This window comes from Streptomyces sp. NPDC048516 (assembly GCF_043199875.1).
Classification (GTDB): domain Bacteria; phylum Actinomycetota; class Actinomycetes; order Streptomycetales; family Streptomycetaceae; genus Streptomyces.
The window spans coordinates 128,317-153,763 of sequence record NZ_JBICWS010000017.1 but is presented as its reverse complement, the minus strand read 5'-3'; the positions used below and the strand labels follow the sequence as shown (position 1 = coordinate 153,763).

18 protein-coding genes are annotated in these 25,447 nt (G+C 73.0%); 6 read left to right on the top strand and 12 right to left on the bottom strand.

Translation table 11 applies throughout. The annotated features are described in order from the left end of the window. Positions 1-607: 607 nt before the first annotated feature. A complete protein-coding gene (locus ACGFR7_RS29200; protein WP_393325026.1) occupies positions 608-1,615 on the bottom strand; it encodes a stage II sporulation protein M in 1,008 nt (335 codons plus the stop codon). A gap of 112 nt (positions 1,616-1,727) precedes the next feature. Between ACGFR7_RS29200 and ACGFR7_RS29195 the strand changes: the two genes are divergently transcribed. Continuing rightward, positions 1,728-2,999: an RDD family protein gene (locus ACGFR7_RS29195; RefSeq protein ID WP_393325025.1), complete on the top strand. Its 1,272-nt coding sequence runs from the start codon at positions 1,728-1,730 to the stop codon at positions 2,997-2,999. A 270-nt stretch (positions 3,000-3,269) separates the two neighbouring features. Here ACGFR7_RS29195 and ACGFR7_RS29190 read toward each other — a convergent pair whose 3' ends face one another. Both ACGFR7_RS29190 and ahcY read right to left on the bottom strand, forming a co-directional pair. Next, on the bottom strand, positions 3,270-3,884 hold the full coding sequence (locus ACGFR7_RS29190; RefSeq protein WP_393325023.1) for a hypothetical protein: 615 nt from the start codon (positions 3,882-3,884) through the stop codon (positions 3,270-3,272). Positions 3,885-4,062: 178 nt separating this feature from the next. Beyond that, positions 4,063-5,520, bottom strand: a complete 1,458-nt coding sequence (ahcY, locus tag ACGFR7_RS29185) for an adenosylhomocysteinase (protein ID WP_393325021.1) — start codon at positions 5,518-5,520, stop codon at positions 4,063-4,065. Between the two features lie 525 nt (positions 5,521-6,045). On the opposite strand from ahcY, the gene ACGFR7_RS29180 reads away from it, so the two are divergent. After that, positions 6,046-8,529 carry a fructose-specific PTS transporter subunit EIIC gene (locus ACGFR7_RS29180; protein ID WP_393325039.1) on the top strand — a complete coding sequence of 828 codons (2,484 nt, stop codon included), beginning with the start codon at positions 6,046-6,048 and terminating at the stop codon, positions 8,527-8,529. A 437-nt stretch (positions 8,530-8,966) separates the two neighbouring features. Here ACGFR7_RS29180 and ACGFR7_RS29175 read toward each other — a convergent pair whose 3' ends face one another. The 6 genes from ACGFR7_RS29175 to ACGFR7_RS29150 form a co-directional block, all read right to left on the bottom strand. Further along, on the bottom strand, positions 8,967-9,926 hold the full coding sequence (locus ACGFR7_RS29175) for a cation diffusion facilitator family transporter (RefSeq protein ID WP_393325019.1): 960 nt from the start codon (positions 9,924-9,926) through the stop codon (positions 8,967-8,969). 214 nt (positions 9,927-10,140) lie between these two features. Beyond that, positions 10,141-11,358 (bottom strand): mannose-6-phosphate isomerase, class I, encoded by a 1,218-nt coding sequence (gene manA / locus ACGFR7_RS29170; protein ID WP_393325017.1) that lies wholly within the window; start codon positions 11,356-11,358, stop codon positions 10,141-10,143. A gap of 79 nt (positions 11,359-11,437) precedes the next feature. Then, positions 11,438-12,574 (bottom strand): SIS domain-containing protein, encoded by a 1,137-nt coding sequence (locus tag ACGFR7_RS29165; RefSeq protein ID WP_393325015.1) that lies wholly within the window; start codon positions 12,572-12,574, stop codon positions 11,438-11,440. A gap of 76 nt (positions 12,575-12,650) precedes the next feature. After that, positions 12,651-12,857: a Trm112 family protein gene (locus ACGFR7_RS29160; RefSeq protein WP_393325014.1), complete on the bottom strand. Its 207-nt coding sequence runs from the start codon at positions 12,855-12,857 to the stop codon at positions 12,651-12,653. A 256-nt stretch (positions 12,858-13,113) separates the two neighbouring features. Then, positions 13,114-14,472 (bottom strand): phosphomannomutase/phosphoglucomutase, encoded by a 1,359-nt coding sequence (locus ACGFR7_RS29155; RefSeq protein ID WP_393325013.1) that lies wholly within the window; start codon positions 14,470-14,472, stop codon positions 13,114-13,116. Between the two features lie 119 nt (positions 14,473-14,591). Further along, positions 14,592-15,038: a DUF3499 domain-containing protein gene (locus ACGFR7_RS29150; RefSeq protein ID WP_393325011.1), complete on the bottom strand. Its 447-nt coding sequence runs from the start codon at positions 15,036-15,038 to the stop codon at positions 14,592-14,594. 259 nt (positions 15,039-15,297) lie between these two features. Here ACGFR7_RS29150 and ACGFR7_RS29145 point away from each other — a divergent pair, with 259 nt between their 5' ends. Further along, on the top strand, positions 15,298-15,756 hold the full coding sequence (locus ACGFR7_RS29145) for a metallopeptidase family protein (protein WP_393325010.1): 459 nt from the start codon (positions 15,298-15,300) through the stop codon (positions 15,754-15,756). 33 nt (positions 15,757-15,789) lie between these two features. Here ACGFR7_RS29145 and ACGFR7_RS29140 read toward each other — a convergent pair whose 3' ends face one another. From ACGFR7_RS29140 to ACGFR7_RS29130, 3 genes are all read right to left on the bottom strand, one after another. Further along, positions 15,790-17,391 carry a DUF5719 family protein gene (locus ACGFR7_RS29140; protein ID WP_393325008.1) on the bottom strand — a complete coding sequence of 534 codons (1,602 nt, stop codon included), beginning with the start codon at positions 17,389-17,391 and terminating at the stop codon, positions 15,790-15,792. Then, on the bottom strand, positions 17,388-21,254 hold the full coding sequence (locus ACGFR7_RS29135) for a glycosyltransferase (protein ID WP_393325006.1): 3,867 nt from the start codon (positions 21,252-21,254) through the stop codon (positions 17,388-17,390). Before ACGFR7_RS29135 ends, ACGFR7_RS29140 begins: the two co-directional genes overlap by 4 nt. A gap of 327 nt (positions 21,255-21,581) precedes the next feature. Beyond that, positions 21,582-21,845: a WhiB family transcriptional regulator gene (locus tag ACGFR7_RS29130; RefSeq protein WP_003983763.1), complete on the bottom strand. Its 264-nt coding sequence runs from the start codon at positions 21,843-21,845 to the stop codon at positions 21,582-21,584. A 701-nt stretch (positions 21,846-22,546) separates the two neighbouring features. Here ACGFR7_RS29130 and ACGFR7_RS29125 point away from each other — a divergent pair. From ACGFR7_RS29125 to ACGFR7_RS29115, 3 genes are read left to right on the top strand one after another with little or no spacing between them, the layout of a single operon-like run. After that, positions 22,547-23,056 carry a cysteine dioxygenase gene (locus tag ACGFR7_RS29125; RefSeq protein WP_393325005.1) on the top strand — a complete coding sequence of 170 codons (510 nt, stop codon included), beginning with the start codon at positions 22,547-22,549 and terminating at the stop codon, positions 23,054-23,056. Positions 23,057-23,089: 33 nt separating this feature from the next. Further along, positions 23,090-24,046: a 2-phospho-L-lactate transferase gene (gene cofD / locus ACGFR7_RS29120; protein WP_393325003.1), complete on the top strand. Its 957-nt coding sequence runs from the start codon at positions 23,090-23,092 to the stop codon at positions 24,044-24,046. Continuing rightward, positions 24,043-25,374, top strand: a complete 1,332-nt coding sequence (locus ACGFR7_RS29115; RefSeq protein ID WP_393325001.1) for a coenzyme F420-0:L-glutamate ligase — start codon at positions 24,043-24,045, stop codon at positions 25,372-25,374. The genes cofD and ACGFR7_RS29115 overlap by 4 nt, the downstream gene beginning before the upstream one ends. Positions 25,375-25,447 lie beyond the last annotated feature (73 nt).

Below are 25,447 nucleotides of genomic sequence, written 5' to 3'. Positions count from 1 at the left end.
ATCCCCCGGATGTTTCCGGTGGACGGGGTATCAACATATCTGGCGTTGACTTTTGGCACGCTGTTGAGTTCTCAAGGAACGGACGCTTCCTTTGTACCTGTTTCACCAGGCTCTCCGGGCGCTTCCCTTCGGTCTTGCGTTTCCGACTCTATCAGATCCTTGCGGGCCTGATTTTCGCCGGTGCGTTTCCGCCTTTCGGCTTCTTCGCGTTTCCAACCTTACCAGATCCGTTTCCGTGTCTGGCCCCGTGTTGGAGCGGGTCGGCCGTCCTGCTTTCGCTTTCCGGCCTTTCCGACTCTATCAGATCCGATTTCGTTCCGCTGCCGGTCCGAATTCGTTTCCGATTCCCGTCGGAGCGGGAGTGCCTTTTGGCTTTTCCGACTTTATCAGAAGGGATTTGGTCGAATTGATCGACCGGGGCTTCCGGTAAGTGGTCGGTTGCGCCTCGCCGAAGAGAAATTCCGGCCGAAGCGGAGTAGATGCTAACTGTCGCGGATGAACTTGTCCAGTTCGTTGCAACCGTTCGAATCTACCTCCCCCTGGTGCTCGTGTCAACGGGCTCCTGGGGCGAAGAGGAGATTAGCAGGCCAGCGGGGCTCGATGCACATCACGCGGCGGTCGGGACGGTGGCTTCGCGGTCGGTGAGGTCCACGTCGCCGGTGGCTCCGGCGCGTACGGCGCGGCCGCCCAGGACGTAGACGTAGAGGAGGAAGGCGAGTTCGGCGGCGATGCCGATGCCGATGCGGGCCCATGTGGGCAGGCCGGAAGGGGTGACGAAGCCTTCGAGGGCGCCGGATATGAAGAGCACCGCGGCGAGTCCGATGGCGACGCCGAGGGCGGAGCGGCCTTCCTGGGCGAGGGCGGTTCGGCGGGTGCGGGGACCCGGGTCGATGAGGGTCCAGCCCAGGCGAAGGCCGATGCCGGCCGCGATGAAGACGGCGGTCAGTTCGAGGAGGCCGTGCGGAAGGATCAGCCCGAGGAAGGTGTCGAGGCGGCCGGCCGAGGACATCAGGCCGATGCCGACGCCCAGATTGAGCATGTTCTGGAAGAGGATCCACAGGACGGGGAGGCCGGCGAAGGCTCCGAGGACGAGGCACAGGGCGACGGCCTGGGCATTGTTCGTCCATACCTGGGCGGCGAAGGACGCGGCGGGATGGCTGGAGTAGTACGTCTCGTACTCGCCGCCGGGGCGGGTCATGTTGCGCAGGTCCTCCTGGGCGCCGATCGCCGCCTGGACGTCGGGGTGGGCGGCGATCCACCAGCCGAGGAGGGCGGCGACCGCCGTGGAGAGGATCGCGGTCGGGATCCACCAGTGGCGCAGGCGGTAGACCGCCGCGGGGAAGGCCGTGGTGAAGAAGTGGGCCGTGTCGCGCCAGGAGGCCTTGCGTGCGCCGGTGACCGTACTGCGGGCGCGGGCCACAAGAGAGGTGAGGCGGCTGGTCAGCACCGGGTCCGGGGCGCTGGAGAGGAGGAGGGAGAGATGGGTGGTGGTGCGCTGGTAGAGGGCGACCAGTTCGTCGGCCTCGGCCCCGGTGAGGCGGCGCTTGCGGTGGAGCAGGGTGTCGAGGCGGTCCCATTCGGCGCCATGGGCCGTGACGAAGACATCGAGGTCCATGTGGTGTCGCTCCTCGCAGCGCCGTGGGTGGGGGCCGGATCAGCTTGGCAGACTGGCCGTGTCCGGCGCGGGGTGGGCGGGACATCCGGGAGCGAGAGGGAGTGAGCGCGGCGTGAGTGGACTCGTCACGGGTGAAGCGGTGGTGCTGGGGCTGCGGCCGGCCAGGCTCCCGAGCCGGGGTCTGGCGGTGGCCGTCGACGTGGCGGTGGCCTGGGGGGTCTACCTCGGCGCCTCGCTGCTGCTGTTGAGCGCGACGTCGTCGATGGACAGTGCGGCGGTGGCGGCCGTGTCGGTGGCGACGTTCGTGCTGGTGCAGGTGGGGATACCGATCGTCATCGAGACGCTGAGCCATGGCCGGTCGCTGGGGAAGCTGGTCTGCGGGCTGCGGGTCGTACGGGAGGACGGCGGGCCGATCCGGTTCCGGCACGCGCTGGTGCGCGGGGCGATGGGGGCCATCGAGATCGTGATGACGATGGGGGTGGTGGCGGCCATCGCCTCCCTGCTGTCGGCTCGGGGGCGCCGGGTGGGGGATGTGTTCGCGGGGACATTGGTCATACGCGAGCGGATGCCTGTGGCGGAGGCGGGGACGGCGCTGCCGCCTCCGCCTCCGTGGCTGGTGGCGGAACTCGGGGCACTGGATCTGTCGCGGGTGCCCGATGGGTGGTGGCTGACGGTGCGGCAGTACCTGACGCGGATGGGGCAGCTCGATCCGGAGGCCGGCGGGGCGATGGCGCGGCGGCTGGCGGAGGATCTGCGCGAGTTCACCGGGGTGCCGGGGCCGGTGGGGGTGCATCCGGCGGTGTATCTGGCGGCGGTGGTCGGGGAACGGCAGGCGCGGGAGTCGCGGCGGGTGTTCGGGGCGTCGGTGGCGGCGGGCGGGACGGCTACGGCGACCACCAGTGGCACGGTGACCGCCAGTGGTACGGCGAGGGCGGGCGGTACGGCGACGGCGACGGCCGGCGGTACGGCGGCGGGCGGTACGCCGCCGGCGGCGGCCAGCGGTAGGGCGGCGGACGGCGGGGCAGCGGGCGTTGTCGGCGGTGGGGAGTCTTGGTGCGGTGAGCCGGAGGCGTCGGTTCGGCCCGCGGGCGTTGCGGGGGATGACGCGTCTGCGTCGTCGGGTAGGGCAGGGCACCCGGTGCCGTCAGAGGGCCCGGTGACGGCAGGGAATGCGGTGTCGTCTGCTTCGGCAGGCGGCTGGGCGTCGCCCGGGGGTGGGGCGGGGGCGCACGGCGGCAGGGGTGGTGCCGCGGCCCGGGGCGAGTCGGTGCGCCAGGACGGTGCGGGGGCGCTCGGGGTGCCGGAGCAGCGCGAGCATCGGGGTGATGAGGAGAGTGGCGGAGCGGGGAGGCTGCCGCGTACGGGGTTCGCGCCGCCGGTGTGATGCCGCCCGTGAGAGGTGGGATGTGAGTGACGGCCGGCGGGTGGGCCCGCCGGGTGCTCGGCGGTTGGTACGCCGGGGCGGGCCTGGCGTATGCGGTGGTCGGGGCAGGGCGCGCTCCGCGTCGGCCCATGGCGTGCCGTGGCAGGTCGCGCACAGGGCCTGCCACGAGCATGAGTGAGGGAGCCTGCCGCCACGGGGACTGCCGTCACCGGGACTGCGGGGACGGGCCCGCCGCGACGGGGGAAGGGCGGGGATCGCCGGGCAGGCGTGTCAGGGGAACGTCGACGGCGGGGATTCGAGGGATTCGAGTTCGATGCCGGGGGCGGAGAGGACGACGTCGCCGGCGATGTGGACGGTGTGCTGTTCGCCGGTCTCCAGGTCGTTGACCTGGTATTCGTCGGCGATGAGCGGGGCGTTGTCAGTGGCGTGTGGTGTGCTTTTCAGCAGGGCCCAGGACTGGTCGAGCGTGCGGGGGGCGAGGACGGGGGGTGTGAAGGCCACGAGGCGGGTGCGGACGGCGCCGGCACCGAGGGCGGGGCGCAGGAGCCGTGCGGTGGCGATGAGGAATGCGGGGGACGCGCCGGTGAAGGCGTGGGCGGGGACGTTGCCCTCGGTGGCGTGTTCACCGGTCGGGTCGGTGCGTACCCAGGTGACGCCCTCCAGGGCGGCGCCGCGGACCTGCCAGGCGGAGGCGTGGAGTTCGAGGCGGATGGGCCGGCCGAGTTCGTCGAGGGTGAGGTCGACGGAGCCGGCGTGGTCGCCGGAGGGGTTGACGATCTGGGAGACATAGCGCCAGCCCGAGGGGCCGGTGGCGCAGTGGAAGTGCTCTTCGCCGAGGGGGGTGTGATCGTGCGGGTCGTGGAGGGAGTAGTGGCCGCGGGGCATAGGGGGTCGAGTCCTTCGGGCGGCGACGTGCCGGTGGGTCGGGGGCGGCGGGTCTGTCCGGGGTCCTCATGGGCCAGGCCCCCGCCGTGAGGGGCGAGGGCCTGGGATCACCGGCTGCTGTGGGGAGCACCAGCGGTCAGCGGGGCCGACCGGTTGGTGATCGCCCGCTGGAGCCGGCTCAGTAGCGGTAGTGGTCGGGCTTGTACGGGCCCTCGACCTGGACGCCGATGTAGGCGGCCTGCTCGGGACGCAGCTCGGTGAGCTTGACGCCCAGCGCGTCGAGGTGGAGACGGGCCACCTTCTCGTCCAGGTGCTTGGGCAGCACGTAGACGTCGGTGGGGTACTCCTCGGGCTTGGTGAACAGCTCGATCTGGGCCAGCGTCTGGTCCGCGAACGAGTTGGACATGACGAAGGAGGGGTGACCGGTGGCGTTGCCCAGGTTGAGCAGGCGGCCCTCGGACAGCACGATCAGGACCTTGCCGTCCGGGTGGGTCCAGGTGTGGACCTGGGGCTTGACCTCCTCCTTGACGATGCCCTCGAGCTTCGCCAGGCCGGCCATGTCGATCTCGTTGTCGAAGTGGCCGATGTTGCCCACGATCGCCTGGTGCTTCATCCGCGCCATGTGCGACGCCATGATGATGTCCTTGTTGCCGGTCGTGGTGACGAAGATGTCGGCGGTCTCGACGACGTCCTCGAGGGTGGTGACCTGGTAGCCGTCCATCGCGGCCTGCAGGGCACAGATCGGGTCGACCTCGGTGATGATGACGCGGGCGCCCTGGCCGCGCAGGGACTCCGCGCAGCCCTTGCCGACGTCGCCGTAGCCGCAGACCACGGCCGTCTTGCCGCCGATCAGGACATCGGTGGCACGGTTGATGCCATCGATGAGGGAGTGACGGCAGCCGTACTTGTTGTCGAACTTCGACTTCGTCACGGCGTCGTTCACGTTGATCGCCGGGAAGAGCAGTTCCCCGTCCCGGTGCATCTCGTACAGACGGTGGACGCCGGTCGTGGTCTCCTCGGTGACCCCGCGGATCTCGGAGGCCAGGTTCGTCCACTTCTGCGGGGCCTCGTCCAGCGTGCGGGTCAGCAGCTCCAGGATCGCGCGGTGCTCGTCGCTCTCCGCGGTCTCCAGGGCCGGGACCTTGCCGGCCTTCTCGTACTCGACGCCCTTGTGAACGAGGAGGGTGGCGTCACCACCGTCGTCGAGGATCATGTTCGGGCCGCCGGTGGGCGAGTTCGGCCAGGTCAGTGCCTGCTCCGTGCACCACCAGTACTCCTCCAGCGACTCGCCCTTCCAGGCGAAGACCGGGATGCCCTGGGGGTCGTCCGGGGTGCCGTTGGGGCCGACCGCGATGGCCGCGGCGGCGTGGTCCTGGGTGGAGAAGATGTTGCAGGACGCCCAGCGGACCTCGGCGCCCAGGGCGGCCAGGGTCTCGATCAGGACGGCGGTCTGCACGGTCATGTGCAGGGAACCGGTGACCCGGGCGCCGGCCAGCGGCTGGGCGGCGGCGTACTCCTTGCGGATCGCCATCAGGCCGGGCATCTCGTGCTCGGCGAGGGTGATCTCCTTGCGGCCGAAGGCGGCGAGGGACAGGTCGGCGACCTTGAAGTCCTGGCCGGTGGCTGCTGTCGTCATGCGGGCTGCTCCTCGAGCGTCGAGGTGGATGGGCTGGCAGTCTGCGGCGCGGGCCGGGGCCCCAGTGGTGACCGGGGCGCATACGAGCGTACGCGGAAGCGGACGCACCTCTCCCGTTGGCCGCAGCGCAGTCCGTCGGAGGCCCTCTCTCCCTCGGCCGGTCCGCGGTGCGGGCCGCCCGACCGCCATCAGCAGCGACGTCTGGCACTGGTCACGAATCTACACCGATCGGCCCGGTGAACCCCAGCCAGGAGGGGCCGGGGCGGGTGCGGTGCCGGTCCGGGGAGGGGCGGCGGGGCGGGCGTTGGTTCCCGCGTCCCGGGGCACCGCCTACCCGTCTTCCGCCCCTGGGGGCCGCGGTCCCGGAGGGGTTGGCGCGTGCTGTGACGTCATGCAGGATGCCTGGCAGCGCGGGAACGGATGCACCCCCGCGCGCACGTTCGTAAGGAGAGTCGCGTGACCACCACTCCAGCTGATCCCCCCGAGGGCGCGGGGAAGAGCGGGCAGGGGCTGAAACTGCTCGCAGTGACCGCCTGCCCGACCGGGATCGCCCACACGTACATGGCCGCGGAGAAGCTGACCCGGACCGCCCGGGCCCTCGGGCACGAGATCAAGGTGGAGACACAGGGGTCCATCGGAGCCGAGAATGTCCTGTCTGACAACGATGTCAGAGAGGCGGACGGCGTCATCATCGCCGCGGACAAGGAGGTGGACCGCAGCCGGTTCGTTGGCAAGAGGGTCCTGGCCGTCGGGGTGGCCGAGGGCATCCGTCATCCCGAGCGACTGATCGAGCGCGTGCAGAGCGCGCCGGTGTACGGGGGCGCGGAGGGCGGCGAGGCCGGAGCCGAGGACGGGGCCGGAGCCGAGGACGGGGCCGGAGCCGGGGGCGGTGCGGCGCCGGGTTCCGCGGGCACCGGTGGCGGCCGGGAGCGCAGCGTTGCGTACAGAGCGCTGATGAACGGCGTCAGTTACATGATCCCGTTCGTGGTGGTCGGCGGTCTGCTGATCGCGATCTCGCTGGCGGTGGGAGGTCACCCGACGCCCGAGGGGCTGAAGATCGTCCCGGGCTCGTTCTGGGAGGACGTCAACCACATCGGCACCATCGGCTTCCAGCTGATGGTGCCCATCCTCTCCGGGTATATCGCCTATGCGATCGGTGACCGGCCCGCGCTGGTACCGGGCATGATCGGCGGGTGGATCGCCACCCACGGCGAGTTGTACGGGATGAAGGACGCGAGCGCCGGCTTCATCGGCGGTATCGTCACGGGCTTCCTGGCCGGGTACCTGGTCGTGTGGATCAAGAAGGTCGAGGTCCCCAGGTTCGCCCGGCCGATCATGCCGATCATCGTGATCCCGATCGTGGCCACGACCGCACTCGGACTCTTCTTCATCTATGTGCTCGGCAAGCCGATCTCGTGGGTGTTCACGCATCTCACCGGCTGGCTCAGTGGCATGACCGGGACCAGCGCGATCGTGCTGGGGGCGATCCTCGGCCTGATGATCGCGTTCGACATGGGCGGACCGGTCAACAAGACGGCGTTCCTCTTCGGTTCGGGCCTGATCGCCTCCGGAAACCAGACGGTCATGGGCATGTGCGCCGCCGCGATCCCGGTGATGCCGCTCGGGCAGGGGCTGGCCACGCTGATCCGCCGACGCCTGTACTCCGAGCAGGAGCGGGAGACGGGGATGGCGGCGCTGTTCATGGGGCTCTTCGGGATCTCGGAGGGCGCGATCCCGTTCGCCGCGGCCCGGCCCGCGCAGGTCATTCCGGCGAACATGCTCGGCGGCGCGGTGGCCGGAGCCCTGGCGGGGATGGCCGGGGTGGCGGACGCGGTGCCGCACGGCGGGCCGATCGTGGCGGTGCTGGGTGCGGTCGACGGGGTGCCGGTGTTCTTCGTCGCCGTGGTGATCGGAACGGTGGTCACGGCGCTGACGACGGTGATGCTGGTGGATGTTTCGGAGCGGAGGAAGGAAGCGGCCGTGCGGGCTCGGGCGGCCGGGGGCGTGCGGGCGCAGGCTCGGGCTGCCGGGGGCGTGCGGGCGCAGGCCCCGGGTGGCGCCGGTGTCACAACTGCCGGTGGGGGGATGGCCGGTGGCGTTCGGGTCGGCGTCGATGCGGTCGGCACGGCGGGTGCCGGTGTGGCGGGTGCCGGTGTGGCGGGTTCCGGGGTGGCGGCTGCCGAGGCGGCGGCCGCTGGTGTGGCGGCGCCCGGTGTGGCGGCTGCCGGTGTGACGTCGGTGACGTCGGTGGAGTCGGGGGCGGTTGTGTCGGATGAGGAGTCGGCGGCGGAGCCCGTGGTCGTTGCCGGCGGAGGGGGCGCCGGGTCTGCTGCCGGGGCGGGTGGTGCGTCCCGTACAGGCGCGGCGGTTGCCGGCCATGCCCCTGGGATGGCCACCGAACCCGGGTGGGTGACAAAGGGCGAAGCCTCGTTCGGCGATGCCGCCCAGGCCGGTGGCGACGATGCCCGCGGGGACGGTGCCGAAGGCGGCACCGACGGTGACGGGGACGGCAGCGACGGTGACGGGGACGGCAGCGGTCCGGCCGGCGTTGCCCAGGTGCTCTCCGGCTATCTGACCGTGCAGACCGTCAAGACGCAGCTCGACGCCGGCGAGAAGGAAGCGGCGATCCGCGAGATGGCCGAGCTGGCGGCCGGCACCGGCAGGGTGGCGGACGTCGACGAACTGGTCCGGGTGGCGCTGGCGCGTGAAGCGCAGGGCACTACCGGGCTCGGCGAGGAGATCGCCATTCCGCACGCCAAGACGGATGCGGTGACCGCTCCGGTCGTCGGCTTCGCGCGGTCGGCGGACGGCATCGACTGGGGCTCGCCGGACGCCACGCCCGCCAGGCTGGTCTTCATGATCTCGGTGCCGGAGGCGGCGGCCGGCGACGAGCATCTGCGCATTCTGGCGCTGCTGTCGCGGAAGCTGATGGACGCGGAGTTCCGGACCAGGCTGCAAGGGGCGGAGGACGAGGCGGCGATTCTGCGCGTCCTCGGCGAGATCGGTTAGGGAGGCTGGTGCGCGGCCGACCCGCCCTGGGGCCTTGAGGGGACCTGGTGGCCCTCAGGGGCACCAGTAGGGCGTGGGCGAACAGATCCCGTAGGGGGTGCGAGGGCCCCCTCGGGCCTGGAACGCGGCGGTCGGGGGCGGTATTCCGGTGGCTGAGCACATAGTCGACGGGCCGTGGCCGTAAGGCAGCGGCAAACGGCCGTGGTCTTGGACCGCGACCGACGGCCGTGGTCATAAGACCGTGGCCGTTAGACCGTGGCCGACGGCCGTGGTCGACAGGCCCGAGGCCGATAAGCCCGAAGCCGATAAGCCCGAGGCCGACAGGCCCGAGGCCGATAAGCCGGGCGCCGTACGGAGAAGGCCCCCGCACTCGCCAGGAGTGCGGGGGCCTTTGGTCACAGGCGGCGCCGGGCCCGGCGCCGGTGCCTATACGGGGCTCAGGCGCCGCCCGGTGTCTTTGACGGGTCGGCGCCCGCGGCGGCTGTGGCCTCGTTGTAGATGTCCGGCTCCAGGTAGATGACCCGGGCGATCGGCACGGCCTCGCGGATGCGGGCCTCGGCGGCGTTGATGGCCTGGGCGATCTGGGTGGCGGTGTCGTCGTGCTGGACCGCGATCTTGGCGGCGACCAGCAGCTCCTCGGGGCCGAGGTGGAGCGTGCGCATGTGAATGACGCGGGTGACGACCTCACCGTCGACGACCGCCTCGCGGATCTTGGCAAGCTGCTCGGGACCGGCCGCCTCGCCCAGCAGCAGGGACTTGGTCTCGGCGGCCAGGACCAGGGCAATCACCACCAGCAGCGCACCGATGCACATGGTGCCGATGCCGTCCCAGATGCCGTCGCCGGTGGCGAGGGTGAGGCCGACGCCGCCCAGCGCGAGGACCAGACCGACCAGCGCGCCGAAGTCCTCCAGCAGCACGACCGGCAGCTCGGGGGCCTTGGCGCGGCGGACGAACTGGGCCCAGGTCTGCTTGCCGCGCAGCTCGTTGGACTCCTTGATCGCCGTACGGAAGGAGAAGCCCTCGGCGATGACCGCGAAGACCAGGACGCCGACCGGCCAGTACCAGTTGTCCAGCGCGTGCGGCTCGTGGATCTTCTCGTAGCCCTCGTAGAGCGCGAAGACGCCGCCGATGGTGAACAGGACGATGGAGACGAGGAAGCCGTAGATGTACCGCTCGCGGCCGTAGCCGAAGGGGTGCTCGGCGGTTGCCGCGCGCTTGGCCTTCTTGCCGCCGAGCAGCAGCAGGCCCTGGTTGCCGGAGTCCGCGATGGAGTGCACACCTTCGGCCAGCATCGAGGACGAGCCGCTGAAGGCGAAGGCCACGAACTTCGCCGCGGCGATCGCCAGGTTGGCGCCCAGCGCCGCAACGATCGCCTTTGTCCCGCCTGATGCGCTCATAAGTGCCGCATGTCCCTTCCGTCGTCCGGCCTTTACCGCCGCTTTAATGCTGCGGCGGTCATTGTTGCAGCCCCGCGGCGGGCGTCTGCCAGGAGGCCACCTGGCAGACGGTCGCGGCGCCCGGCGGACGGGTTGCGACGCCCGGCAGCGGGTTGCGACGCCCGGCGGCGGCTTCCGACGCCCGCCGGTCCCCGGGCGGCCCCGCCGAAGGCGTCTAGGCCGCCACCGTCGCGCGGAAGAGCGTGCCCTCTCCGGAGAGTGTGAGGTGTTCGCCGGCCGGTACGAATGCGGATTCACCGGGTGACAAGGTCAATTCGCACCCGGCCCCGGTCCCCCCGTCAGCCTCGCCGCCCCGCAGCCGGGCCGTCCCCGCCGTGCACAGCAGGATCTGCGGCGTGCGGGAGACGAGCGGGCGCGGGGCGGCGCCGGGGGCCAGGGCGAAGCGGGAGAGCCGGAACTCGTCGACGGGGGTTTCGTAGATCTCCTCCCCGTCCACCTCTTCGGGGCGCAGCACTCCCGCGTCGCCGGCCTCGAAGCGGACCACCCGCAGCAGCTCCGGCACGTCGACGTGCTTGGGGGTCAGGCCGCAGCGCAGCACGTTGTCCGAGTTGGCCATCAGCTCGACGCCGAGGCCGCTCAGGTAGGCGTGCGGGATGCCGGCGCCGAGGAACAGCGCCTCGCCGGGCTGGAGTTGGACGTGGTGGAGCAGCATGGCGGCCAGCACGCCGGGGTCGCCCGGGTAGTGGTGGGCGATGCCGGCGTAGGCGGCGTAGTCCTCGGCGTACGGGCCGCCCTTGTCCGCCAGCCGGTCGGCCGCGAGGGCCGCCCGCTCGACGGTGCCGGCGATCGCGTGGTGCTCGGCGCTCAGGACGGCGGTGAACACCTCGCGCAGCGCGTCCTCCTCCGGGGTGGCCCGCAGGATGTCGACGTACGGCGTGAGGTCGTCGACGTCCAGGCCCGCGAGGAGGTCGGCGGCCTGCGCCGGGTGCCGGAAGCCGCACAGCCCGTCGAAGGGGGTGAGCGCGACGATCAGTTCGGGCTTGTGGTTGGCGTCCTTGTAGTTGCGATGGGCGGCGTCGATCGGGACGCCGCGCCGCTCCTCGCCGGCGAAGCCCTCCCCGGCCTGCGCCAGGTCGGGATGGACCTGGAGGGAGAGCGGGGAGCCGGCCGCGAGCAGCTTGAGCAGGAAGGGCAGCCGGGGGCCGAAGGCGCGGACGGTGTCGGCGCCCAGTTCGGTCCCGGGGGCGGCGTCGATCACCTCGGCCAGGGAGACGGGGCCCGCGCCGCGGTCGATGCGGGAGGGGGCGCCGGGGTGGGCGCCCATCCACATCTCGGCCTGCGGTTCGCCGGTCGGTGCGGTGCCGAGGAGCTCCGGGAGGGCGGTGGTGGAACCCCAGGCGTAGGGGCGCACGGTATTGGCGAGGCGATCCATGGGACTACTGCTTCCTGAGGGGCGTACGTGGCTGCGCAGTCATGCGGCCGGCCGGCGGGTGCGGGCCGATCCTCAAAGATCACTCGGTGCCGGCGAGCGCCAGGTAAACGGCGGCGAAATCCACGATGGCGAGTAGTTCCGCGGCTTTCTCCAGGTCGCTGCCGGCCTCCGGTTCCAGTTCGCTGACGGCGGTGTCGCGCTCCTCGGCGAGCGCCTGGGCGGCGCGGGTGGCGGACAGCGGGCCCGGCTCCTGCTCGCGCAGCAGCACGACCCTGGCGTGCATCGCGGCGGGCTGCTCGACCCGGTCGCGGAAGAAGTCGTCGGGGTCGGCGCCGGCGGCCAGCGCACCGGCGAGCAGGGTGCGGTGGGTGGCGAGCGCTTCGGGCAGCTCGGCGGCGAGCGCGGGGCGGCCGGCGAGCCCGGCCAGCTCGGTGGCGAAGTGCCGGCCGATGGCGCCGGCGATGGTGCCCTCGGTCCAGATCAGCGGGAAGGAGTCGGCGAGGTCGGCGGCGAGGGTCTTGCCGGGGTTGGTGTACGTCGGGATGGCCGGGCCGCAGCGTTCGGCGAGCTGGTCGAGGCGGTCGGCGAGCTTGCCCAGGTCCTCCGGCGGGGCGCTGAGCAGGCCGATCCGGTCGGCGAGTGCGAGCAGCGGGATGAGCACCGACCAGAGGGTGCCGGGGGCGGCCGGCGGGGCGCCCTCGACGTCGAACTCGGCGTCGTAGGGGGTGGTCGCCAGCGGGACGCACAGGCCGCGGGCCTGGACGACGGCGTCGGCGAGCGGACCGCCGGCCGGGGTGACGGCGACGACGGCGCAGCCGCGGCGGTAGGCCTGCTCGACCAGCTCGGCGAGGCCGGGGTCGGCGGCGTCCGGGCCGGGGAGCAGCAGCAGGTCCAGGGGCCCGGCCCAGCCGGGCAGCGTCCAGCGCAGCGCGCCGGGCAGCGGGGCGACTCCGGTGGGCGCGATCAGGGTGACCGGGCAGCTGCCGCCGCCGAGCGCCCGCAGGAGGTCCGCGACTCCGGCCGCGGCGGGTCCTGGCCCGGCGACGAGGACGGCGCGCGGCCGCCCGTCGGGGGTGAGCTCGGGGATGCCGGATTCGGCGGCGCTGCGGGCGGCGGTGCGGACCCGGGCGCCGGATTCGGCGACGCCGCGCAGCAGACCGAAACGGTCGGCGCCCGCCAGTGCGTCAGGGGTGTCGAGGAGTGACTCGTCGAGCATGGTGGGCGCGGCCTCCGATCGCCGGTACGGGCGGGGGAACACGGGGCGGGGCCGGGGCGGGCCCGGCGGCGCCCGGTCAGGCGGGGCTGGGGGTGTCTCCCGTGCCCTGGGAGCGGGCCTCGTCGACGAGGAGTACGGGGATGCCGTCCCGCACGGGGTAGGCGAGGCCGCAGTCGCCGGAGGTGCACAGCAGTTCGGCGGGGTCGCCGGCCGTCCGGTCGTCGAGCGGGGCGTGGCACGCCGGGCAGGCGAGGATCTGGATCAAGCTGGCGTCGACCGGCATGGACGTGCTCCTTCGGGGCGGTTGCGGCGTGGCCAGCCTACCGCCGGGCGGGGGGCGGGGGCGTGCTCGGAGGGGTTTTGGGGTGGCGGGCGGCGAGGGTGCGGCGGTCGCCCGCCCCCCAGGCCCAGGGGGCCCACCCCCAGGGGCCGCCACCACCCAGGGTCCGGCACCACCGAGGGGCCGCCGCCGGGGCCCGGCCCCGGCGGCGCGGGCGGCGCGGGCGGCCCCGGCGGCGCAGGGTGCGGGACGCGGGAGCTCAGGCGCGGATGATCCCCAGGGCCTCGTCGCGGACCCGGTCGGCGGTCGCCCTGTCGCGGGCCTCGACGTTCAGCCGCAGCAGCGGCTCGGTGTTGGAGGCGCGCACGTTGAACCACCAGTCGTCGGCGGTGATGGTCAGTCCGTCCAGCTCGTCGAGGGTGACGCCCGCCCGGCCCTCGTAGGCCGACTTGATCGCGGCGAGCCGGCCGGTCTGGTCGTCGACGGTGCTGTTGATCTCGCCGGAGGCCGCGTACCGGTCGTACTGCGCGACCAGCTGCGACAGCGGGCCCTGCTGGCCGCCGAGGGCCGCCAGGACGTGCATCGCGGCGAGCATGCCGGTGTCGGCGTTCCAGAAGTCGCGGAAGTAGTAGTGCGCGGAGTGCTCACCGCCGAAGATCGCGCCGGTCTTGGCCATCTCCTCCTTGATGAAGGAGTGTCCGACGCGGGTGCGGACCGGTTCGCCGCCGTTCTCCTTGACGACCTCCGGCACCGACCAGGAGGTGATCAGGTTGTGGATGACCGTGCCGCCGGGGTGCTTGGCCAGCTCGCGGGCGGCGACCAGGGCGGTGATCGCGGACGGGGAGACCGGGTCGCCGTTCTCGTCGACGACGAAGCAGCGGTCGGCGTCGCCGTCGAAGGCGAGGCCGAGGTCGGCGCCGGTCTCGCGCACGCGCGCCTGGAGGTCGACGATGTTCTTGGGATCCAGTGGGTTGGCCTCGTGGTTCGGGAACGAGCCGTCCAACTCGAAGTACATCGCGTCCAGTTCGAGCGGCAGACCCTCGAAGACGGTCGGGACGGTGTGCCCGCCCATGCCGTTGCCCGCGTCCACCACGACCTTCAGCGGGCGGATGCCGCTGAGGTCCACCAGGCCGCGCAAGTGGGCGGCGTAGTCGCCCAGGACGTCGCGCTGGGTGACGCTGCCCGACTCGGCGACCGGCTCCGGGGCGCCCTCGTGTGACCAGCGCTCGACCAGCGCGCGGATCTCGGCGAGACCGGTGTCCTGGCCGACCGGCGCCGCGCCCGCCCGGCACATCTTGATGCCGTTGTACCGGGCGGGGTTGTGCGAGGCGGTGAACATGGCGCCGGGCAGGCCCAGTGCGCCGCTGGCGAAGTACAGCTCGTCGGTCGAGCAGAGACCGATCTCCGTGACGTCCGCGCCGCGGGCCGCAGCGCCGCGGGCGAAGGCGCGGGACAAGCCGGGCGAGGAGGGCCGCATGTCGTGTCCGGTCACGATCGCGTCCGCGCCGGTGATCTCGGCGAAGGCGGCCCCGAACAGCTCGGCCAGCGTCTCGTCCCACTGGGTGGGGACGACGCCGCGTACGTCATACGCCTTCACGATCTGCGACAGATCAGTCACAGCCAGCCCTCCTGGAGAGTCTTGACGGACTCCCAACCTACCGGGCGGCGGCACGGCCCGCGGGCCGGTACGTCCTGATCGCTGCGGGCCCGGCCGGGAGGCGCAACGGCCCGCCGTGCTCAGGAATCCGGCGAGCGCAGCACCCGGAGATGGCCGCGGCGGGCGACTTCCATGGGATGGGTGTCGCGGGCACCCGGGCCGGGGGCGCCGCCGGCGCCGGCCGCGCGCTCCTGGGGGCGGGCCGCCTCGCGTACGGCGTTCGCGAGGGCTTCGAGGTCGTCGCCGCTGGGGCGGGGCGGACCCGAGTCGAGGGCGAGGCGGACAACTTCCCAGCCGCGGGGCGCGGTCAGGCGCTCGGAGTGCTCGGCGCACAGGTCATAGCAGTGCGGTTCGGCGTAGGTGGCGAGCGGTCCGAGCACGGCGGTCGAATCCGCATAGACGTACGTCAGCGTTGCGACGGCGGGGCGGCCGCACGCAGTGCGCGAACAGCGACGTACAGGGCTCACGACGTTGGACGGTACCGCACTCTTGAGCGGGCCGCGACGACTCTCCCCCGGCTCACCCAACCGTGTCGTCCCGCTTCGTCCGATGCGTCTGACCTGCACCCGCTCGACCTGACCTGGGACGGGCACGCCGGGGCGGGCGCCGCGCGGCACGGAATCTCGTGGCGACTCCAGACATTTCCCGCCATTCCGGGGTCGGTCCGCGATCTCATGAGGGAAGGCAAACGAACTCGATGCGGACAGCTCCGGTCAGCCGGCGACATGCCACGTCTTGCCGCGCTCCCCGGTGTGAGGCGGCGCCGGACGGCTACGCTCGATGCTGATGGACAGTCCTGTACCTCCCCGACCGGCACAGCCGCGGCTCCGCCGCCGCGACCGCCACGGCCGCGGCATGCGCGGCCCGATCGCGCCGCCCCAGGTGCCGCTGTCGGTGACCCGTGCCGACGCGTTCGTGGATCTTGTCTATGACTCCCGGGACCGGCTGGAGCGACGCTGGCCGCAGCTCTCCCAGGTCGACTTCCTCGTCCTGGAGGTGCCCGGGTTCGGGCCGGACGACGGGCCGGATGCGGCCGCCGACGAGGAGACCGTGCCGCTGGGGCGGGTGGCGCCGGCCGCGGGCGGATATCGCGACCGGATCGTGATCTACCGCAGGCCGGTGGAGATCCGGACCAAGAGCCGTGACGAGCGGGCGCTGCTGGTGCACGAGGTCGTGGTCGAGCAGGTCGCCGAACTGCTGGGGCTGGCCCCGGAGTCGGTGGACCCGCGCTACGGCCAGGACTGAGGCCGTCGCGCGGGTCCGCGGGAGCGGCTGCGGTCAGTCGGTGAGAACCGACAGGTTCTGGCCCGCGGTCGGGACGAGGACCGAGCCGCGGTCGTCGGGCATCGGCTGGACGGTGAAGGCGGGCACCCCGCCCTGGGGCCGGGCGAGCATGCGGGACGCGTAGACGGGGCCGCTGCCGGACTCCGGCTCCACCGTCAGGGCGTAGCTCCCCTTCAGGCCCGTCGGGCGGGGCGGGGCGGCATCGAGGCTGGTGCCGCCCTTGACCGTGTACGTCTTGGTGACCGGGGTCCCGCCGCCGCTGCCGGCCGACGCGGTGACCTTCACCTTGGCGTCCTTGCCCTTCTCGGGGGCGACCAGCGAGAGGGTGGCGTCCTTGCCGCGGTTGTCGACGGCGGTGGCGCGCTTCTCGATGGGCCGGGTCGCGGGGATGAACGCCATCTCCTGCTTGGCGCCCTTGCCGCGGGTCACCCGCAGCGCGGCCGCGACCGGGACCTTGGAGCCGCGGTCGGAGGGCGTGAGCACCAGCGAGCCGGCTTCGCCCTTGGTCAGGTCCTTGAGGTCCACCGCCGTGGTCATCCCGCTCTTGAGGTGCAGGGTCTCCACTCCGGCGGGGGTGATCATTCCGGTCGGGGTGGCCAGTTGCACCTTCAGGTCGGCGTCGGACTCACCGGGGGCGAGGGCGACCAGCCGGACGGAGGTGGCGTCCTTGGGGACGCCGGGCAGCACCACGCTCGGCGAGGGGTCGGCGGCGGGCGGCAGCCAGTCGCTGCCGAGCTTGCTGTCGCTCGCCTGGACGGCGGCCCCGACCCGGCCCTCGCGGGCGACGACATGCAGGGTCGCGTTGGTGGTGGGGGTGTTGGTGAGGGTGGAGAGCAGGACGGGGACCGTGGTGTGCGGCGGGACGGAGATGTCCTCGCCGGCCGAGCCCGCCAACGCCCCGTCCTTGCCGTGCAGTTCGAGGTCGACGACGGCCGGGGTCGAGTCGGGGTTGGTGAGGTGGACGTAGTCCTGGCGGTCGGTGGCGGTGCTGACGCCGGGGAACCAGAACGTGGTGTCGGGGGTGGTGCAGCCCAGGCCCAGGAGGCCGCGGCCGGAGCCGGCGGCGACCGAGGTGGTCTGCTGGACGGTCCAGCCGGGGGCGAGGGTGCCGTCCGCCGTGCCCACGAGGGCGGGGGCGTCGGGGCGGTCGGTGGTCGTGGTGACCGGCCGGCCTGCCTGCCGGAGGGGCACCACGGGCTTGGTGTCGCGGGGCGGGACGGCCTGCCCGGCGGCGGGGTCCGCGGCGCCGCCCGCGCCCCCCTTGGTGTTCTTCTTGCCCTTGTCCTTGCCCTTGGTCTTGCCGTCGTCCGCGCCGCCGGTGTCCTTGACGGTGCCGGCGGGCAGCAGCTGGGCGGTGCCCTTCTTGCCGTCCGCGCCGGTGGCGGCTCCCCGGGGCGCGAAGGCGGTGTAGGCGGTCTCGCCGACCTCGGAGGAGGTCGGGGCCGGGCACAGCAGCGCGGAGCGCTGGACGGGCAGCCGGGTGCCGCCGCGGGGTGCGTCGGGGGCGCCGCCGCCCGGCCCGGCCACGGCGGCGACGCCGGTGACGGCGGCCAGCGCCACGGTCACGCCGATCAGGGACATCATGGTGCGCTTCACTGCTGGTCGCTCCCGTCACGGCGCGGCTCGGGGTAGGAGCCGGAGTACCCCGGGTACTCGGTGCCGTCGTCGTAGGGCTGCTGGTGCTGCGGCCCGCCGTCGCCGTACTGCTGCTGCCCGTACCCGTACGGGTCGTAGGCGCCCGCCTGGTAGGGGTCCGCGGCGTACGGGCCTGCGTCCTGGTAGGGGTCGCCCGGCGGGTAGGGCGGCCGGCCGTACTGCCCGGCCTGGTAGGGGTCGGCGGGGGCGTAGGGCTGCTGTTCGCCGGGGTGGCCCGGCATGCCGGGCTCGCCCTGCTGGGCGGCCTGCCAGGCGTCGTACGACTGCTGCTGCGGCACGGCGCCGTACGGGCCGGCGTCCCCCATGGGACCAGCGGCCCCTGGCATGCCGTCCGCGGCCTGGGCGGCGGCCGCGGCGGCCATCGGGTCAGCCATCGGGTCCATCGGGGCGGCGGCGGCCATCGGGTCGGCGGCCGGGTCGAGCGGCTGCTCCCCCGCCTCTCCCGCCCGGGCCCCGGGGACGCCGGGACCGGCCGCCTCGGGGGCGCCGGCGGCCTCGGCCTGGGCCCGCAGGCGCCGGGCCCGGCGGCCGTCGCCGGTCGCCGCGGCGGCCAGCTCGGCGGCCGTGTCCTCGGGCAGGTCGTCGTCGATCTCCCGGCGGCGGCCCGGCAGCGCCAGGACCACAAGGACGACGGCGAGCAGGCCCTGCGCCCACAGCCAGAGGGTGTGGCCGACGGGGTTCTCGTGGGTGAGGTCGAGGGTGCCGCCGCCCGCGGGGAGCGCGAAGCCCTGGGCCCAGCCGTCGACGGTCCGCGGCTTGAGCGGAGCGCCGTTGAGCGTGGCCTGCCAGCCCTCGTCGGCGGCGTCCGCGAGACGCAGCACCCGGCCGTCGGCGCCGCCGGGCACCTTGGTGTGCGCCTCGACGGGGCCGGAGGGGACGGGGATGGGCGCGGCGGCCTCGCCGGCGCTGGTGCCGTCCTTGGCCTCGCCCGCGACGATCGAGAGCCGCGAGACCCGGCGGTCGACGCGCCACAGGGCGCTGCCGTCGTCCTGGCTGAGCCGGGTCAGCCCCGGCGTCGAGTCCAGCACCCGGCCCATCTCGCGCGGTGCCCCGCCCCTGACCAGGATGTAGCGGACCGCGTAGCCGCCGAGCTGGTTGGTCTGGTCGGCGCCGGAGCCGGCCACCAGGTGGGCGACGATGCCGCCGAGCCGCTTGTCCTCGCCCGCCGCGGCGGCCAGGTCGGCGTCACCGAGCGCGGCTCCGGAGCCGCGGACGAGGGAGTAGTCGACATGGCCCGGCGTGCCGTCGAGGACCAGGGTGCGGGCCCGGTCGGAGGTGCCGGCCTCCTCGGCGACGAAGGCCGGGACCTGCTCCGGGTTGCGCCGCTCCAGCGGACCGGCGGCACCGGTGATCATCCAGCTGACCGCGGCGTAGAGCGGGGCGAGCACGGACGCCAGCGCGATCAGCACGGCGACCGGCTGCTTCCAGCCGAAGCCGAGGCTGGCCATCCGGGTGCGGATGCCCTCGGCGCCGATCGCGGCGGCGCACAGCAGCGCCAGCCCGTAGACGAGCATCGCGGGCCCGGTCCATCCGGAGCCGTTGCCCAGCGCCGCGAACAGCAGGCCGGCCAGGGCCACCGCCCAGGCGATGCGGATCGCGCGCTGCCGCTCGTCGCGCAGCGTCGCGGCGAGCGCGGCCGCCACGATGCCGAAGAGCAGCACCCCGCCGACGGCCTTGGGGCCGCCGGGGCTGAGCCCGATGAGGTCGAGCACGGAGGCGGATCCCGCGCCGTAGCCGAGGCCGGCCTCCTGGAAGAAGCGGGACGGCTGGGTCAGCAGCGACAGGGACCAGGGGGCGAGCACGACGAGCGGCGCGAGGAGCACGACCAGGAAGCGCAGCCCGTAGGCGCCCAGGTGGTCGCGGTGGCCACCGAGGAAGCGCAGCACCAGCAGCCCGGTGCCGAGCAGCACCGCGATCGGCCAGACGACCGGGGTGAAGGCCATGGTGAAGGTGATCAGCAGCGCATACGCCCAGGTGGCGCGCCAGCTGGGCCGGGTGCCCGCGGGCAGCCGCAGTCCGCTCGCCGCGACGGCGGCTCGCGCCATCAGCGGCAGCAGGATGGCGAGCACCGCGGTCCCCAGCCGGCCACCGGCCAGCGCACCGGCGGCCGCGGGCAGGAAGGCGTACGCGATGCTCGCCCAGGCCCGCAGCAGCCGGGAGGCGACCAGCGGGCGGGAGGCGAAGTAGGCGGTGAGGCCGGCCAGCGGGACGGAGCAGACCAGCAGCAGGGTGACGGCGAAGCCGGTGCTGCCGAGGAAGATGCTCGACACCAGGGCGACGACGGCCAGGTAGGGCGGCGCGGAGGCGCTGCCGCCGACCCCGACCGCATGCCAGCTGTCGAGGTACGCCGACCACAGATCGGACACGCTGCCGGGTGCGGGCAGCATCGCTCCGCCGGTCAGCGCGCCGGAGCCGAGCAGGTCGCGGCAGGCGATCAGCGAGACCAGCAGCAGGACGAGGAAGAGGACCGGTGCGGGCTTGCGGGCGATCCGCTTGAGCCGGGCGAACTGCTCGACCTCCAGGAAGTCGGCGTCGTCGCCGCCGGGCCCGGACTCGACCGCACCGTGCCGGCCGGCCGAGGCCACATCCGGTGCGGCCCGCCCGGCGAGGTTGCCGGCGACCTGTTCGACGGTGGCCCGCACGGTCGCGCCGGGTGGCGGGAAGAGCGGCCGCAGTTCGCCGGTATCGACCGCGGGGCGGCCTCTCTTCTTCCGTGCGGCGAGGATCTTGCCGGGCCGCAGCAGGGTGCCGAAGAGTCCGGCGAGTTCGTCGAGCGCCTGGCCCGGGACCTTGCCGACGAGGTAGGCGATCACCCGCAGGAAGGTGCCGATCAGCAGCCGCAGCAGGACGTACGGGAGGATCGCGCCGCGGGTGTTGGAGAGCAGGGTGTAGACGGCGCCGGCCTTGTCGACGCGGTGCGGGTTGGCGACGAAGCGGCCGACGCAGTCGATGGGGCGGCGCTCGCGGGCCGCGGCCTCGGCGTGCCGCAGGATCGCGTCCGGTGCGACCAGGACCTGGTGTCCCGCGGCCTGGGCGCGCCAGCACAGGTCGACGTCGTCGCGCATCAGGGGCAGCCGGCGGTCGAAGCCGCCCAACTCCTCGTAGACGTCACGGCGGATGAGCATGCCGGCGGTGGAGACGGAGAGCACGGGGCGCACCTGGTCGTGCTGGCCCTGGTCCTGTTCGCGGCGGTCCAGGCCGGTCCAACGGCGACCGCTGCGGGCGATGCTGACGCCCGCTTCGAGCAGCTGCCGGCGGTCGTACCAGCTGCGCAGCTTGGGGCCGACGATCACGGTGGAGGGGCTGGCGTCGGCGACCCGCAGCAGCTCCGCGAGCGCGTCCGGCTCGGGCGCGCAGTCGTCGTGCAGCAGCCACAGCCACTGGACCGGTTCGCCGTGCGGCAGCTCCGGCATGTCGTACGCCTCGTCGCGCCAGGTGCGGCTGACCGGGTCCCAGCCGCTGGGGCGGCGCAGGTACGGCAGGTCGTCGGGGGTGAGTTCGGGGGCCGTGCGGACGGCTTCGTCGACGGCGGTGCCGAATCCGGAGCGGCGGGCGAGGTGCAGCACCCGCTGGTCCCCGATGGCCTCGGCGAGCAGCTGGGCGGAGTGGTCCGCGCTGCCGGTGTCGGCGCCGATGACGTTCTGCACCGGGCGCTCCTGGCCGAGCAGGCCGGTGAGCGCGTCGGGCAGCCAGCGGGCACCGTCATGGGAGACGATCACGGCGGTGACGACGTGCCTCGGGAACTCTGGGGTGGCGGCTGCGTATGAGGCGGCCTGGGCCGCCGGCTGGCTGTGCACGGACATCGAGGTACGGGCCCTCCGGACCCGGGAGTTCGAAGGCCCGCGGCGAAGTCGCGCTAAGGCCCCGCCCCCGGAAGACACTGCGACGGACTACGAGGCGACGCGCGCGCCCGGCAGGGCGGCGGCGCATCTCGGACGGGGCCCCACACTAATGGTTCGCGCCGGTACCCCGACCGGGCGCGTACGAAGCAGCACACAGCAGTCCGCCCCCGGCGCACGAGTCGCTGGAGGCGGAGTGTTCGCTATAGGGGGATATGGGGAGTTGAGGTGGCAGGGCGGCGTGGTCCGTGAGGCCGCGCCCGGTCGGTCCGGCCGGCTGCGCTGTCATCGTCAGACGGCGGCCTTCTTCAGCCGGCGCCGCTCGCGCTCGGACAGGCCGCCCCAAATGCCGAAGCGCTCGTCATTGGCGAGCGCGTACTCCAGGCATTCGGATCGGACTTCGCAGGCGAGACAGACCTTCTTGGCCTCGCGGGTGGAGCCACCCTTCTCCGGGAAGAAGGACTCGGGGTCGGTCTGGGCGCACAGTGCGCGCTCCTGCCAGCCGAGCTCCTCGTCCGCCTCCTCGACCAGCAATTCCTGGAACAGCTCGGTCATGTGCGCCCCTCGTCTGTCTTTACGTCCCCGTGATCAAGCCGTGATCGATTTCGGCTGAACGACACGAGTGAAATTACAAGTGTGGTGATCCGGGCCAGTCAAGCCGAGATCTGCTATTGGGCCTCTTATTCACTCGGCGGAACCAAGCGTATGCGGAAAGTGTTCAAATCAGTAAAAACCAGGACACTTCCCCGGGCGTGCCACCCGGCACATCCTCAGTCACTCACCAAGACGCGATCAGGCGGCATTCACGTTGCACCCCGCGCGCCGAAGCGGGGGAGATCACAGACGGATCACGGGGCCGCAGCGGCGTTTGAAGGTGCGGTTGCCGGTCGATGTCTCCGTGCCAACGACTGCACAAACCTTTCTCCGGGCGGAGTAACCGGATGAGGTGAAAGATTTACGGCAAACCAGTCATCAAGTTGACATCGTCGCGTGAACCCGGTCTCCTGGACCGCATGCCAGCGACCTCCGCGCTCCGACTGACCCGTGCCTACGGGTCGCTCTGCGCTGCGCAGGCCCGCTGTCGCTGTTCCAGCTGTCGAAGCCACTGAGCTCCAGCTTTTCGCTCGCACCACCCCGCAGCACCCCTGCTCCGCGTCGCCGCGCCGCGCCCCCCACAGGGAGAGCCCGCGCCGTGCCGCAGCCCTCCCCCAGCTACGGCTGGGACCCCAGCACCTTGCCGAGGAACCCGAAATCCCATGAACAGCGACGTCCAGATCGCCGGCGACCCGCTCGCCATCCCCCACCTGCTGCCGCCCGTTCCCTCGCACCCCACCACCGTCGCCGGCTTCGCGGGACTGGCCCGCTCGATCGCCGCCGACCGCGCCGCCTGGGCGCCGCTCGTCCGCTACGACACCACCACCCGCTGGTACCACCGGCTGCGCACGGCCCCTGGTTACGAGGTCTGGCTGCTGAGCTGGGTGCCGGGGCAGGGCAGTGGCCGGCACGACCACGGGGCGTCCTCCGGGGTGCTGACCGTCCTGGAAGGCGAGTTGACCGAGCACACCGCGACCGGGCCCCGCACGCTCGCGGCCGGCGCCCAGCGGGTGTTCGCCCCGGGCTACGTCCACGAGGTCGTCAACGACGCCCTGACCCCCGCGGTCAGCCTGCACGTCTACTTCCCGGGCCTGACCGACATGCCGATGCACCCCAGCCAGGCCACGGCCGTCGGTGGCGCGGCCGCCCCGTCCGAGGTGCTGGCCCCCTGACACCCACCCGCCGGCCCCTGCCATGCTGGGGCCATGCGAATCGTGGTTCTGGCCGGCGGTATCGGCGGCGCCCGCTTTCTGCGGGGACTGAAGGCAGCGGCTCCGGACGCGGACCTCACCGTCATCGGCAACACCGGTGACGACATCCATCTGTTCGGGCTCAAGGTGTGCCCCGACCTCGACACCGTGATGTACACCCTCGGCGGTGGCATCAACGAGGAGCAGGGCTGGGGACGCACCGACGAAACCTTCCGGGTGAAGGAGGAGTTGGCCGCCTACGGCGTCGGCCCGGAGTGGTTCGGGCTCGGTGACCGGGACTTCGCCACCCACATCGTGCGGACCCAGATGCTGGGTGCCGGATATCCGCTCAGCGCCGTCACCGAGGCGCTGTGCGCGCGCTGGAAGCCCGGCGTACGGCTGCTGCCGATGTCCGACGACCGGGTCGAGACGCATGTCGCGATCGACGAGGACGGGGAACGCAAGGCGATCCACTTCCAGGAGTACTGGGTACGGCTGCGCGCCTCGGTGCCGGCGCATGCCGTGGTGCCGGTCGGCGCGGACCAGGCCAAGCCCGCACCGGGCGTGCTGGAGGCCATCGCCGACGCGGATGTGGTGCTGTTCCCGCCGTCCAACCCGGTGGTCAGCATCGGGACGATCCTGGCGGTGCCGGGCATCCGGGAGGCCATCGCGGACGCCGGGGTGCCGGTGATCGGCCTCTCCCCCATCGTCGGCGACGCCCCCGTGCGCGGGATGGCCGACAAGGTGCTGGCGGCGGTGGGCGTGGAGTCGACCGCCGCGGCCGTCGCCCGCCACTACGGCTCCGGGCTGCTGGACGGCTGGCTGGTGGACTCCGTGGACGCGGACGCGGTGGCCGGGGTCGAGGCGGCCGGGATCCGCTGCCGGGCCGTGCCGCTGATGATGACCGACCTGGACGCCACGGCCGCGATGGTGCGCGAGGCGCTGGCCATGGCCGAGGAGGTCCGGGCGTGAACGACCCCGAGGGGGTGCCCGGGTACCGGGTGTGGGCGCTGCCGGGAGTGCCCGAGGTGCGGCCGGGCGATGATCTCGTCAAGCTGATCGCCTCGGCGGCGACGGCCGAGGGCATGCCGCAACTCGCCGACGGCGACGTGCTGTTGGTGACCTCGAAGATCGTCAGCAAGGCCGAGGGCCGGGTGGTCGAGGCCACCGACCGCGAGGCGGCGATCGACCGGGAGACGGTGCGGGTGGTGGCCCGTCGCGGCACCCTGCGGATCGTGCAGAACCGGCAGGGCCTGGTGATGGCCGCGGCCGGGGTGGACGCCTCCAACACGCCCGCGGGAACGGTGCTGTTGCTGCCGGAGGATCCGGACGCCTCGGCACGCGCCCTGCGGGCGGGCCTGCGTACCGAGCTCGGCGTCGAGGTCGGCGTCGTCATCAGCGACACCTTCGGGCGGCCGTGGCGCACCGGCCTCACCGATGTCGCCATCGGGGCCGCCGGGGTGCGGGTGCTGGACGATCTGCGCGGCGGCACCGACGCGTACGGCAATCCGCTCAGCGCGACGGTGGTGGCCACCGCCGACGAACTGGCCGCCGCGGGCGACCTGGTGAAGGGCAAGGCCGCCGGGCTGCCGGTCGCGGTGGTGCGCGGACTCCCCCATGTCGTCGAGGAGGCGGACGACGGCGCCGGGGCACGCGCCATGGTGCGCGGCACCGAGGACGACATGTTCCGGCTGGGCACCTCGGAGGCCGTACGCGAAGCGGTGACGGCGCGGCGTACGGTCCGCGCCTTCCGTGACGAGCCGGTCGATCCGGGGGCGGTCCGGCGCGCGGTGGCGGCGGCGCTCACCGCCCCGGCGCCGCATCACACCACGCCGTGGCGGTTCGTCCTCCTGGAGTCGCCGCAGGCGCGGGAGCGGCTGCTGGACGCGATGCGGGACGCCTGGATCGCGGATCTGCGCGCGGACGGCAAGACGCAGGAGTCCATCGCCAAGCGGGTGCGGCGGGGCGATGTGCTGCGCAACGCGCCGTATCTGGCGGTGCCGTGCATGGTGACGGACGGCGCGCACGACTACCCCGACGCGCGGCGGAGCGCCGCGGAGCGCGAGATGTTCGTGGTGGCCCATGGCGCGGGCATCCAGAACTTCCTGGTCGCACTGGCGGGCGAACGCCTCGGCTCCGCCTGGATCTCGTCGACGATGTTCTGCCGGGACGTGGTCCGCGAGGTGCTGGGGCTCCCCGGTAACTGGGAGCCGATGGGGGCGGTGGCCATCGGACATCCGGCGGCGGCACCGGCGCCCCGTCCGGCGCGGACCGCCGACGATTTCGTCGTCGTGCGCTGATGTCATCGTGCGCCGTGCGCTGATGCCGTCATGCGCTGATGCCGTCATACGCTGACCTGCGCGCTCGCTCCGG